The 13242-nt window shown below is 34.5% G+C and carries 13 protein-coding genes; 8 read left to right on the forward strand and 5 right to left on the reverse strand.

The features are described 5' to 3' along the window. The first annotated feature begins 2 nt into the window (after positions 1 to 2). From P0Y62_09585 to P0Y62_09595, 3 genes are all read left to right on the forward strand, one after another. Positions 3 to 425 carry a DUF2007 domain-containing protein gene (locus tag P0Y62_09585; protein WEK68125.1) on the forward strand — a complete coding sequence of 141 codons (423 nt, stop codon included), beginning with the start codon at positions 3 to 5 and terminating at the stop codon, positions 423 to 425. Positions 426 to 490: 65 nt separating this feature from the next. Beyond that, a complete protein-coding gene (locus P0Y62_09590) occupies positions 491 to 1096 on the forward strand; it encodes a fumarylacetoacetate hydrolase family protein (protein WEK68126.1) in 606 nt (201 codons plus the stop codon). A gap of 59 nt (positions 1097 to 1155) precedes the next feature. Then, a complete protein-coding gene (locus P0Y62_09595) occupies positions 1156 to 1593 on the forward strand; it encodes a universal stress protein (protein WEK68127.1) in 438 nt (145 codons plus the stop codon). 72 nt (positions 1594 to 1665) lie between these two features. On the opposite strand, the gene P0Y62_09600 is transcribed toward P0Y62_09595, so the two are convergent. After that, on the reverse strand, positions 1666 to 1899 hold the full coding sequence (locus P0Y62_09600; GenBank protein WEK68128.1) for a hypothetical protein: 234 nt from the start codon (positions 1897 to 1899) through the stop codon (positions 1666 to 1668). A gap of 42 nt (positions 1900 to 1941) precedes the next feature. On the opposite strand from P0Y62_09600, the gene P0Y62_09605 reads away from it, so the two are divergent. Both P0Y62_09605 and P0Y62_09610 read left to right on the forward strand, forming a co-directional pair. After that, on the forward strand, positions 1942 to 2847 hold the full coding sequence (locus tag P0Y62_09605; GenBank protein ID WEK68129.1) for a DUF6427 family protein: 906 nt from the start codon (positions 1942 to 1944) through the stop codon (positions 2845 to 2847). A gap of 5 nt (positions 2848 to 2852) precedes the next feature. Continuing rightward, positions 2853 to 3437, forward strand: coding sequence for a DUF3109 family protein (locus P0Y62_09610; GenBank protein ID WEK68130.1), 585 nt, complete (start codon positions 2853 to 2855; stop codon positions 3435 to 3437). 76 nt (positions 3438 to 3513) lie between these two features. Here P0Y62_09610 and P0Y62_09615 read toward each other — a convergent pair whose 3' ends face one another. After that, positions 3514 to 6369 (reverse strand): insulinase family protein, encoded by a 2856-nt coding sequence (locus tag P0Y62_09615; protein WEK68131.1) that lies wholly within the window; start codon positions 6367 to 6369, stop codon positions 3514 to 3516. Positions 6370 to 6537: 168 nt separating this feature from the next. Further along, positions 6538 to 7224: a hypothetical protein gene (locus P0Y62_09620; protein ID WEK68132.1), complete on the reverse strand. Its 687-nt coding sequence runs from the start codon at positions 7222 to 7224 to the stop codon at positions 6538 to 6540. 275 nt (positions 7225 to 7499) lie between these two features. Between P0Y62_09620 and P0Y62_09625 the strand changes: the two genes are divergently transcribed. The 3 genes from P0Y62_09625 (at position 7500) to P0Y62_09635 (ending at position 10957) form a co-directional block, all read left to right on the forward strand. Continuing rightward, on the forward strand, positions 7500 to 9122 hold the full coding sequence (locus P0Y62_09625; GenBank protein WEK68133.1) for a hypothetical protein: 1623 nt from the start codon (positions 7500 to 7502) through the stop codon (positions 9120 to 9122). A gap of 24 nt (positions 9123 to 9146) precedes the next feature. Further along, the gene (locus P0Y62_09630) at positions 9147 to 9641 is read left to right on the forward strand and encodes a hypothetical protein (GenBank protein WEK68134.1); all 495 of its coding nucleotides are present in this window, start codon (positions 9147 to 9149) and stop codon (positions 9639 to 9641) included. A 758-nt stretch (positions 9642 to 10399) separates the two neighbouring features. Next, complete coding sequence (locus P0Y62_09635) at positions 10400 to 10957, forward strand: hypothetical protein (protein ID WEK68135.1); 558 nt, start codon at positions 10400 to 10402, stop codon at positions 10955 to 10957. Between the two features lie 184 nt (positions 10958 to 11141). Here the strand turns inward: P0Y62_09635 and P0Y62_09640 are convergent, their stop codons facing one another. Together P0Y62_09640 and P0Y62_09645 are read right to left on the reverse strand one after the other, a co-directional pair. Then, positions 11142 to 12476, reverse strand: coding sequence for a trigger factor (locus P0Y62_09640; protein WEK68136.1), 1335 nt, complete (start codon positions 12474 to 12476; stop codon positions 11142 to 11144). Positions 12477 to 12631: 155 nt separating this feature from the next. Beyond that, positions 12632 to 13219, reverse strand: coding sequence for a hypothetical protein (locus tag P0Y62_09645; GenBank protein ID WEK68137.1), 588 nt, complete (start codon positions 13217 to 13219; stop codon positions 12632 to 12634). Between the last annotated feature and the right edge of the window lie 23 nt (positions 13220 to 13242).

Consider the following 13242-nt stretch of genomic DNA (forward strand, 5'->3'; position numbering starts at 1 on the left):
ATATGAGCGGGCTGGTTAAATTCAAGTTTTACGAAAATGCTCTTCAGGCCAACAGAGACAAACAGATATTGGCTGAAAACGGCATTAACAGCTTTATTGCGAATGAACAGCTGATTCAGTCTGATTGGCTGCTTTCTCAGGCTGTTGGAGGAATCCAGCTACAGGTTTTTGAAGAAGATTTTGAAAAAGCAACCCAAACTTTACAGGATTACAATGACAATGAAGAATTTTCTTTGGAGGTGGAACACACTATTGAGAATCCTGAATTTGATTTTGTTTGTCCTAAATGTGGCTCCAATCATATTTACAGGGATGAAAAGCCGGGTGGTGTTTTTGGACTGAGCCTTTTATTTATAGGTATTCCCGTAAAAGTTCCTGCCAATTTATATCATTGTTATTATTGCGGAAACGAGTTTAGTCATTAAAAATCAATTGTCATTTTTTCATGAAAACGAAATGACAAAACTCAATAGATTTAAATTTAAAAATTATGAAAATAATCTGCATAGGAAGAAACTACAGCGAACACGCAAAAGAATTAGGAAACGAAATCCCTGAAAGACCTGTAATTTTCATGAAACCGGATACAGCCGTTTTAAAAGGAAATGATTTTTATATTCCTGAGTTTTCAGAGGATGTTCATTATGAACTGGAAGTGGTGGTTAAAATTTCAAAAGGAGGTAAGTATATCCAGAAAGAAACTGCTCACAAACACTATGAAGAAATTGGTTTGGGAATAGATTTTACGGCAAGAGATCTTCAGAGTGATCTTAAATCAAAAGGTTTACCCTGGGAACTGGCAAAAGGCTTTGATGGTTCGGCTGTAGTAAGTAATTTCTTCAAAAAAGAAAATTTCAATCTCGAATCGCTGAATTTTTCACTATTAAAAAACAAAGAAAAAGTACAGGATGGAGATACGAAAGATATGATGTTCAGCATTGATGATATTATCACTTTTGTTTCACAATACTTCACTTTAAGAGTCGGAGATCTTATTTTTACAGGAACACCAAAAGGAGTTGGAAAAGTAAACGAAAACGATATTCTTGAGGCTTATCTGGAAGGAGATAAAGTTTTAGATTTAAGAATATTGTAATTTTAAAATTTTTCATTTATCTAATTTTTTTATACCTTTAAGAGACAAAATATGAAAATATGATAAATATAGTATTACCCGTAGATTTTGGGGAAAAAACAGATCAGCTGATAGATGGAGCCGTAAAGTTTGCAAAACAGGTCAATGGAAAAATAAATCTGATACATGTTGCTCCTACTGATATAGGTTTTGCTATTGGCGATATGGGATACCAGTATTTTCCTGAGGTGGAAGAAAACGAAATCAGGGAAGAATTGGTACAGCTCAACAAACTTCATCAAAGGGTTCTTGCGCATGATATAGATTGTGAACATCTATTGAAACAAGGTATTGCAAAAGATATCATTTTAGATTATGCAAAAACCAAAAAAGCGGATTTTATCGTGATGGGATCCCATGGAAGAAGTGGGATTTATGACGTTTTTGTAGGAAGCTTAACGAAAGGGATTACCAAGAGCTCACCTATTCCGGTTTTGGTTTTGCCTATTCATGAATAAACATTTTAATCGTTAATAAAAAAACCGATCAAATAATATATTTGATCGGTTTTTTACTATATAACCAATTAATTAACCTTCTTTTTTGTAGATTTTTGGATCGTAATAAGGATGCTTTCCCTCTGTAGGAGAATAATATTCCTTGTCTTTATCTCCACCTAATTTTGCTACCAAAACGTAGCACCAGTAAGTAAACAAACTACAGCAAACGATAAATAGGATCCAGTTTAAAACGTTTCCAAACGCATCGTAAAAACCGAAAGACCATTTGAAAACTTTACTTAAGAATAGAAAGAAAGACGTCATTATTTTCCTTTTTTAAATTAACTTTGCACAAATTTATAAAAAATGTTTAAATTACTTTCAAAAGAAAGCAATATTTTTTCGATTCCGGTCTATATTGTTTTTCTTCTTTTTATAGTAATCATATTTAACATACTGAATTTCAATACTTATGAAGCAATTATTGCCGGAATTACATTCCTGGGAATTGCACTGGCTTATTTTTGTTTTCACTCGATCGCTCTTAATTACCAAACTCACCTTCCTTTATTTTTATATACATTTTTTATTTTCGGATTATATCCCGGTGGACTGGATATAGGAATTGCTGTAGCACTGCTTACGAATTCATTCCTTTTACTTCTTCTTACAAGCACGAATGAAGATGTAAGAAAAAAATCTTATGTACTGGTAGGTTCTATTGTAGCTCTTAATTTTATCTTTCTTCCCACCACTTGGCCTATGGCTATTTTTGTTCTGATACACGTTATCGCCACTTCAGAACGAGTGAGCTTAAATATTATCAGATTTTTTCTGGGAATCCTTCTTATCGTAATCAGTTATTTTTCTACGATGTACTTCTTAGATTTTACCACATGGAATCCTGATTATTTCCCTTTTGGAAAAATAAAGATCATTACCGATTATCATAATGTTTTTCCTTTGATCCCAATTGTATTGCTTCTCATTTATGCGATATATGACCATTTCAGCAATTACAATAAAAAAAGTCCGATAAGCAGATATAAATATACTTTTTTACTCGTTTTTTCATTAGCACAGCTGGTGACTATTATTCTTTATATGAATAAAAATTATGAGTATTTATTATTGTTGGCATTTCCATGCAGTATTATTTTAAGTAGAATGTTACGTTTCCTTCCGAAATACTGGATGCGGGAGGTGAGTTTGTGGCTTATTATTATAAGCCTGATTATGTTTAAAGCAGAAACATATTTTGATATATTTTAAAGATTATGATTCAGATAGACGATAAATTAATTTCAGAGGATATATTTTCCGAAGATTTTGTATGCAACCTTACCAAATGTAAGGGTGCCTGTTGTGTGGAGGGAGATGTAGGTGCTCCGCTAGATAAAGATGAGCTTGAAATATTAGACAGTATTTTTGATAAAATAAAACCTTATTTAACACAGGAAGGAATAAAAGCGCTAGAAGAACAGGGAACCTGGACCACAGATCCGTCTGACGGAATGTATGTAACTCCTATGGTTGAAGACCGTGAGTGTGCTTATGTAACCTTTGACGAAAAAGGAATTACCAAATGCGGGATTGAAAAAGCCTATGAAGACGGTGCCATAGATTGGCAAAAACCCATTTCATGTCACCTGTACCCGATCAGGATTACAGAATATTCTACATTCTCAGCTCTTAATTACCATGAATGGAGTGTATGCAGCGATGCCTGCGCCTTAGGAAAAGAATTGCAGGTTCCTGTTTATAAATTCTTAAAAACTCCGCTTACGAGAAAGTATGGTGAAGATTTCTACACGACTTTAAGTGAAGTTGCTGAAGAATGGAAGAACGAGTATGGCTCTTAATTGATTTTAAGAATTAAGTTAAAAAATAAAAACCGCAGAAAACTTCTGCGGTTTTTTATTAATGTATGTTTATTGTTTAGTTGGCTACGCTTGCTTTAATTGCTGCAGATTTTCCTTCTTCCTTTTTGGCATTTTCCCAACCGTCTTCCGGCATTAATGTAGCAATTACCCTGTTTTTCGTCAGATATTTTTTTGCAACATCCTGTAAATCTTTTACTGTAAGTGCTTTTACTTTTTCCTGATAGTTAAGGATGTCATATTTATCACTTCCATCCAGCTGATTTTTAGATAAAGCATTCACCCAATAATTATTGTCTTTTAAGTCCGTTTTGTAGTCATTCAGTTCTCCTTCTTTGTACTTATCCAGGTCTTTTTGTTCCGGGCCTTTATCAATAAGTTTCTGAACCTCTGCAATTGCACTTTTCGTCAGCTTATCGGCATTTTCAGGTCCACAAGGGAAGCTTACACTGAAGCTGTAATTGCTGTAAGGAACTTTATACATTCCGCCTCTTGCTCCACCACCGTAAATACCGCTCTCATCTTCTCTCAATTTTTCAATGACTTTAATAGTAGCCACTTCACCTAAAGCCGACAATGCCAAAGCTTCCTTCTCGTTGTAAGGAGTTTCTCCTGAATACACGATCTGAACCATACTCTTCGGATCTTTCCCTTTTTTATATACCTTTGTGTGATCTCCGGTAATGGATCTGTATCCTGTATCCTTGAAGTTTGTTGTTTTCCCTGTCGTCGGTAAACTTGCGATATATTGTAAAACTTCATTTTTAAATTTAGCTTCATCAATATTTCCTACAAAATAGAAATGGAAGTTTCCTGCGTTCGCAAATTTTTCTTTATAAATGTCATACGCTTTTTTATAATCTGTAGCTGCCCAGTCTTTTTCCAACGGAAGAATTCCTATGAATCTTGGATTTTTCTGGTTGGTAAATTTGGCATGTTCATTGGCAAAATAAGTCTGAGGATTAGACAACAGGTTATTCAGCATTGCAGACTGCTTCATCTTATAGGCATTAAATGCTTCAGGGCTGTAATTTAAACCTGTAAAATAAGCGTAGGTAAGTTCCATTGCCGTGCTTAAATCTTTTTGGTTTGTTCTACCATATATCCCTTCCAATGTACTGCTGATGTATGGAGTTACACTCACCTGCTTTCCGGCCAGATAATTCGTAAGATCCGCTTTAGATGCACCGTTTACTCCAGCTTCACTTAAAGCCTGATAAGCAAACTGTGTTTTATTGAAATCCGCATCAGGAATTAAAGAGTTTCCTCCCAAGCTTCTTGCCGAAAATATAATTTCATCATCTTTAAAATCTGTTTTCTTAAAGGTAACTTTTGCTCCGTTACTCAATGTCCAGGTTGTTGTTCCCAGCTTTGCATCGGTTTCAGTTTTTGCAATCTTACCTTCAGATTTAAATGGTTTTACCAGATTTTTAAGGGTTGCTTTTTCTTCATAAGGTTTAATATCTGCCATTTTTACAGATTCAAAAGCATTAAGAACCATAGCTTCCGTCGGCATTTTCACATTATCCTTTTTAGGACCGGTGATTACAATAACCCTGCTGTCATCTTTCACAAACTTCTTGATGATATCGTTGGTCTGTGCTAATGTAACACTTGGTAAAAACGATTTCGTATCTTCATATTCCCAGGTAATTCCCGGCATCGGTTCCTGCTCCAAAAAGTTTCTTACATACTCATCTACAAGCATATAACTCTCTGTCTTATCTCTGTTATTATAAGAATCTTCAACATTGGATAAAATCTGGGATTTTGCTCTATCAAGCTCAGATTGGGTAAATCCGAATTTCTTTGCTCTTTCCACTTCTGTCAAAAGCACTGTAAGTGCATTCAGCTGGTCTCCTTCTTTCGTCATAGCAAACCCCTGAAAAGCTTCTTTTGTTCTGGCATATGTTCCGCCGTGATAAACAGATCCAAACGTAAAAGGAGGATTATTCGAATTGATCAATTCTCTCAGTCTGTTATTCAGCATTGTCGTTGCAAGATTCTTAATCAGGCTCTGATTGTATTGTTCAATCGTTACATCCGGCGTATAAGCTTCCGAATCTTTCATGATAAACTGAACTCTGGAGCTTGTAGCATCCGGATCTGTTTCTACAGCTACTAATGTTTCTTTGTGATTTGGCAGATCAAAAACCTTTCTTTCTTTTGGTTTGGCCGGATTTTTATACTTGCTAAAATTATCTTTTATCTTTTTTTCAACTTCATCTACATTGATATCTCCTACCACTATAATCGCCATCAAATCCGGTCTGTACCAATCCTGATGGAATTTTCTGATCACATCCGGTTTAAAGTTTTCCAATACTTCTTTTTTTCCTATCGGAAGCCTGTTTGCATATTGGGAATTGTATAATAGTTTAGGCAAATATTTATCAGACATTCTTTTATCTGCGCCCAAACCTAATCTTAACTCTTCCAATACCACTCCTCTCTCTTTATTAATTTGTTCATCAGAAAGTGTAGCATTGAAAGCCCAGTCTTCCATCACTTTAAGACCAGAATCAAGATTACCCGGCTTATCTAAAGGAACAGGAAGCATATACACCGTTTCATCAAAACTTGTATAAGCATTAAGATGCTGTCCGAACTTCACTCCTATCGACTGTAAAAAATCAACCAGTTTATTATCCGGAAAGTTTTTAGTTCCATTAAAGTTCATGTGCTCCATAAAGTGCGCAAGACCTCTTTGATTTTCGTCTTCCAGGATAGATCCTGCGTTAATTGCCAGTCTGAAATCGACTTTCTTTTCCGGTAGATTATTTTTTTTGATGTAATACTTCATTCCGTTGGAAAGAGTTCCGATTCTCACAGAAGGATCTGCTGGAATATTCTGAGCAAAACCATTTGCAGATGCAAAAAAGATCACTGCAAATGAAAATAACATTTTCTTCATTGTATTAATTATTAATTTTTTTTTCGGGATAAAAATATCAATTATTCACAACGCGAGGAAATGTTTTATTCTTATTTAAAGTTAAAGTTGAGTTAAATAGAGTTAATTTTTAAGCCAACAAAAAAACCGGACAAACGCCCGGTTTTATTATGTTAAATAGAACTATTCTTATTTAAAATCAGCATCAGTAACTCCTGAATTCAGAACAACTTTCGTTGTTTTGATAGCTACTTTCTGACCTCCTCCTTCTGCTTCTATATCAGCAGGAAACTGAATTCCGTCAACAGTCATATAGCTTTTCACAAAAGCATTCCCTTCTTTGGTTTCAGACTTATACAATAAACCTGTAGCCGCATCAAAGTAAAATTTCCCTTTATCAGAGCTTAAAACATTATAATCCTTCCCGTCTATTTTCTCAACATTTACTGTTTTGAAATTGGAAGCATCATAAGCCAATGCATCAATTACTTTACTTTTTTTAAGCTCAGCAATTTTATCTGCCGGAATATCCATTTTCTGTCCCATCTGATCCATATATCCTTTCTCACCATCGAAAACCTGGATCATTTTTTGTCCCATCACCGACTGTTCAGATCTGAATTTATTCCCCATCTTTTTAGTGGTCATAGCAATTTCCATTCCTTGTACAGAAAGGGTATTGTCAGTAACCGAGCTTTTTACCGCTTCTAATTTCGCCTTTCCTCCTAAAGCTTTAATGTAATTATCAATCACCTGTTGAGAGCTCAATGAAGATTGTGTCGCAACTGCCGCCTTTACAGGAGCCGATTTTTGTTGAGCAGCTACTGAAGTAGAAAAAAGCACTGCACAGAAAAATGGAATTATAATCTTTTTCATATTTTAATTTTAAAGACGTAAATATAAGAATAATTGAATGAATACATTTATAATGATAGCAAATATTAAAAATGTTATTATTGTAATAACTTACAATAAAACATTCTTATCCCGAAAATGTCACAAAATCTTCAAATATGATAGCCATTTTCAATTATAGACATACATTGAGCACATGGTGGTTTACGGAAAACAGTAATGTCCTATTATTTTTTATTCGAATATTTGTAACGTTATAAAAAAATGATATATTTAACCTTGAAAAACACAATAGAATGAGGAACAAATTACTGGTGCGGCTTTGCCTGAACCTTATGGCAATTTTTATGATCTGCTCCTGCAGGACAGACCAGTTCTCCGAACATGAAACGTATAGCGACAGTCCCACATTTCATCTTACCACAAAAAGGATTTCATTAGATGCCAGTAAACACAAAACTAAGATCCTGCCAGAGCTGGAAAAGGCAAAGGCAGGAATCAGGGCTTTTTCTAAAGTAAATGTAAACGGAAAGATCATTAATTACGGAAACGGGGTTTCTATAGATACCGATGATGTCATCTATATTGAGAACGGCCCCAACTACCACACCTATACTTTCCACATCAAAAGAGATAATGCTCCCGAAGATGTTCCTTTGGAAAACCTTCTGTTGTCTCCGCTTCCTGATGGCAGCTACAGAGAATTGCTGATTACTTATACCCTTACTTCCACTGAAAAAGAACGGCTGAAAGCAGGTTTAATGGTTGATACAAAAGGAAAAACTCAGGTAACCGAACTGGCAAATGGAACATTTAACGGTAGCGGTCAACTGGCAAGACTGGTATGCACCACGAAAACAGAATCGTATTGGGCTCCCTGTAGCGGAACCCAGCAGCATAACGGTTCCAATTATGAAAGCTGCCCTATCTATAACGGGCTGGAACAAGGAACACCTCCTATATTGTATACCATTGTAACCACGACCTGCCTGGAACAAAATGATGATATCATTACTCCTATTGATCCGGGAACCGGAGGAGGCGGTGGAGGAAGCACGGGAGGAGGAGAAAATCCTCATGATCCGCCTTGTGATACTTCTATAATCCCAAGTAATCCGGAATCTGGTTTTACCGATGAAAACGGCTGTCCTATCGGGACACCTACCATCCCGAATTTGCCAGATCCTAAGACCGATCCCTGCAAAAGGACAAAAGCTGCTATGAGTAAAGCCAATGACATATTGAACAATGCTGAGGTAAAAACAAAAATGGATAATGTGTTGAAAGGAAAAATAACCGCACCGAATGAATGGGTTGTAGCCATTGGCCAAGCTCCTAACGGGTATGAAGTAACCCCTGCCGCAGAGCAAAATGCAACAAATGGAACTATCCCCAGTTCTCAACTTACAAATCCTTATATTGCAGACGGGCATTCGCATGCAGGATATTCCGGAGTACCATCGGGAGGAGATTTTTATAAAATGATAAAAGCTTTAACCGACAGCCCTGCTCTAAGATACCGTTACGTATATGGAAATTACGAAGGAACACCGGAAGTATATGCTCTAGTCATTGATGATCCTACATTGGCACAGGCTTTTATAGCCCAATTTCCGGAAAGTGAAAATTATGATCCATCTAACCGGTCTATAAAAGAGGAAAGTCCTTTAGGTAGAGAATTTTATAAAGCTCACAAGCATCATTTTGAAGGACGGAGTGATAATTCTTCTGGAGAAGTATATGACAGCCGTGCCATCGGATTTGCTTATATTTTTGAAAAACACAATGCAGGCATTAGTATTTCTAAAACAGATGCAAATGGCAATCTAAAAAAAATTAATGCCAATGTACAGGAAATCACAGTCCCAAATAGTGGTGGTATTGTGAAAGAAGGAGTTAAAGTTTCTAAATGTCCTTAAATTTTATATAAAAAAATATCAATTATGAAAAATATAATTTTAAAAATATGCCTGTCATTCACTTTGTTTTTATTATACAACTGCAAGGCACAGACTACAAGTGATTATATCACCTTTTATAATGGTGTCGTTCCTAAACTTAATACAATTGCAGCCAATAAAACCCAATATTATGGGCAAAATTTTTCTACTTTTTACAATGAATTATTAAATAAAAATATTCAGGTTGCAAGCCTATCTTGTGATTATAAAACTGATCCTGGTTCAAAATATTACGTTTTAAGATTATTTTTCGAAGATAATGATTTATGGTCTGTTGCGTCAGATCATGACTATCAATATCCTTGGGTATCCATAACCTTTGAAAATGAGATTCCCAAACAGATAGAGAATATGGTGAAGCAAACTTATGGAGTGTGGAACAATGATTTTGTTATTTATTTTTCTAATATGAAGATTGAGAAGATTAAGTTTGTTGGAGTAAACGGGTATAATAGTAACGACTGGTCGGGAAAGTAAAGGAGTGTTTTTAACAGAACAGATATGAAAAATATTATTTTTAAAATATGCCTGTCATTCAGCTTGTTTTTGTTATATAACTGCAAGGCACAGACTACAAGTGATTATATCACCTTTTATAATGGTGTACCTAAACTTAATACAATTGCCGCAAATAAAACACAATATTACGGGCAGAACTTTTCTAATTTTTACAATGAACTCCTATAAAAATATTACGGTTGCTAGCCTAACTTGCGGTTATAAAGAAGACCCAGCGTCAAAATACTATGTTTTAGATTTATTTCTTGAAGATGACGACTTATGGTCTGTTGCTACAGATCACAAGTATCAATATCTTAATATATCTATAACCTTCGAAAATGAGATTCCCAAGAAATAGAGAATATGGTGAAGCAAAGCTATGGAGTGTGGAACAATACTTTTATTCAGTTTTTTTCTAATATGAAGATTGAGAAGATTAAGTTTGTTGGAGTGAATGGGTATAATAGTAACGACTGGTCAGGCAAGTAAGATGATCTTTAAATATAAAAAATATAATTTTCAAAATATATGCTCATGCCTGATAATGAAAAACAAAGGTATATAATAATGATTTTTCAAATAAAAAGAAATATAATATCCCTCCAGAATCTCTCATGACGACCAAATAATAGAGTTTTTAAGTTTTTAAAAGATACGGAAGTAGAGCAGATCTATATGAAGGTGATTCTGAAACTATGGAGACTAGAAAAAACTTGAGTTAGTTGATAATGACAATGGAACATTTAATTATACACAATACTAAATTAAATAAACCACCAAGCAATTTTGGTGGTTTTAATTCTTTAAAGCATAATATGAAAAAACTATTTATATTAATATCAATACTTACCTTATTCACAAGTTGTAGTCTAATACAGAAGAAGAAAAGACATTATCTGGGAACTCTGGAAAATGTAAAAGTGATTATTTCTCATGAAGATTCCATAAAAATAGATAGTTCAAAAATAGCGTGGTCTAAACGTTATCACTGCACAGAAATGATAAACGGAGCTAACTTCAAAGGAAGCATTTCTACTTTTAGACAACTTATATATGATAAGTTTAAACCTTCAAAAAATGCCAAATCAGGTGAAAATCTCGTTCGTATTACAATAGGAAAATCCAACAATCTTGAAAAAGCGGAAATAATAAGTTACACTGATGAAGAAAGTAAAAGTTTGATTGAGAATATTTTTCGATCAGAAGAATTGGGTAAATGGACTTCGGCAAATCAATTTTTAATCCCTGTAAAACAACAATTTGAAATAAGTATTTTTATTGAGAAAAAATAATGATTATTTTATAAGCTGGTCTTTTTATTGAACTTTCCTGCATAAACATGTTTCTAAAACTTTATGATCTTATCTGTCAGATTATAAAAACATATTTTTCAACAATGCTCAAAACTTCAGTGTAGTAAGTAAAAATCCCCTCCAATAGAATGAAGGGGATTTAATTATTTATCTTAAAAAGAAATTATTTCTTAAGTTCTTCTAAAAACTCATCGTGAGAAATAGCAGTTTCTTTCTTTGTTGCTTTTTCAAGGATTACATCTTTCAACTTAGCCATTGCTACTTCAGAAGAAATTTGTCTTACCTGCTCCTGATCTTTCAACATCTCAACAGCATATTTCTGGATTTCCTCATCCCCTAAGTGGTGGATTCCGTAGATTGCTAATTGATTTCTTACCAATTGCTCTGCCTGTGCCAAAACATCAGCGTAGTCTAACTGAATTTCGTTATCTGTCATCAATTTTCCTTCGATGATTTGATATTTCAACTGGTTTTTCTCAGCTTCAAGGATTTCTTTAGCCTGCTCTTCAGACTGGATATTCTGATTAGAGAATTGTAACCATTTTACTAAGAACGTTTCAGGAAGTTTTACTTCTTCTTTTTCAGAAACCTGCTCCAATACTTTATTCACAAAGTGAACATCAGCATTTTGCTGGAAGTATTCATCCAATTCAGATTTTACTTTTTCTTTTAGTTCTTCTTCAGACTTGATGTTTCCTTCTCCGTATACTTTGTCAAAAAGTTCCTGGTTTAGTTCAGCTAAGTTAAGACCGTAGAAATCTTTTACTTTTACCTCAACTTCAGCATGGTGTAAGTGCTCAACTTCTTCTTTAGAGAATCCTAATTCTTTAGCCAATTCTTCATTTTCAGCAAGAGTTTCTTTAGAAACTTTTACTGAACCATCCATTTTCAAAGACTTTACCAATTTGAAAGCTTCTTTGTTTTCAGCGGTAATGGTAACGTTCTTTGGATGGTGGTGGTGTTCTCCTTCTGCATCTTCCTCAACAACCTGAGAAATTTCTAAAGCGATGTAAGAATCTTTATTGATTTTGTCTTGAGGAGCCTGCTCAGCAAAACGCTTCTGCATGTTCTCAATACTCTTGTTGATTTCTTTTTCAGAAGCTTCTACTTTGTAGTGAGGAGCTTCATATTTAGATAAGTCGATCGTGAATTCTGGCTCATATCCTACTTCAAAAGCAACTTCTAACTGATCAGCATTGTAATCGAATTCGTTTACTGGCTGAGGAACAGGCTGACCAACTAATCTTAGTTTGTTTTCGTTCACATACCCGTTCAAAGCATCAGAAACCTGCTTGTTGATTTCTTCAAAAGCAATCCCTGCTTCATATTGTTTTCTAACCATACTCAAAGGCACTTTTCCTTTTCTGAATCCAGGAACTTGTGCATTTTTAGCATAATTAATCAATTGTTTCTCAACTTTTTCCTTATAGTCAGATTTTTCCAATGTCACTGTAAGCAATGCACTTACATCATCATGGTTTTTTGCAGTAACCTTCATTATTGATTAAAATTTTAGGTTGCAAAAATATGAAAATTTTATGAAAATCACTCATTTAAAATCAACTTAAAAAGCCAAATAGTGTTAAATAAAAAACCACCGAAAAAATTCAGTGGTTTTCATAACAAGATTAAAGGATATATTAAAATAAAATTTTAATTCGTAATTGTATAGTTTGCCTGAGCATCTGTTTCTCCTCCCGTCTGCTTTCCGAAAATGATTCCATTTCCACTTGCTTCAGAATCTTCAGAAACTGTTGCTGGCTCATGATAAAGTGTAAAAATCAGCTGGCTTGTTGCAGATGGATTTTTAATCGCTTTGTTAACTACCCATTCGGTTTTTAGCCCTACACGTTTTCCGTCACCTCTTGTAGATTCAGGTCCATCTATACGAGTTAAAGCAATATCAGAATTAGGAAAATTAAAAACTAAAAAATGTTCATCTTTCGCATCTTCTATTTCTTTTGTAGCATCCTCATTTCCGTTTTTAAATGTAGCAGTCACTTCATAAGTTTTTCCATCAGTTAGTTGGATAGGTTGTGCCCCTCCTGCTCCCATGCTGTAATTATAGGTTTTCACATCACCTGTAGCTTTATCCTTAATATTCAAAATGATGTTTGTAAGATCCTCCTGCGGAAGGTCATCTTCAGCCGCCGAGCCGTTTCTCTGACAAGAAACAACAGTTACCGCAATAAGTAAAACAGCTAATAATTTGATTATATTTTTAGTATTGAATACTTTCATTTTTTTAAATTTTAAAATTGTAA

Source organism: Candidatus Chryseobacterium colombiense, assembly GCA_029203185.1.
GTDB lineage: Bacteria > Bacteroidota > Bacteroidia > Flavobacteriales > Weeksellaceae > Chryseobacterium > Chryseobacterium colombiense.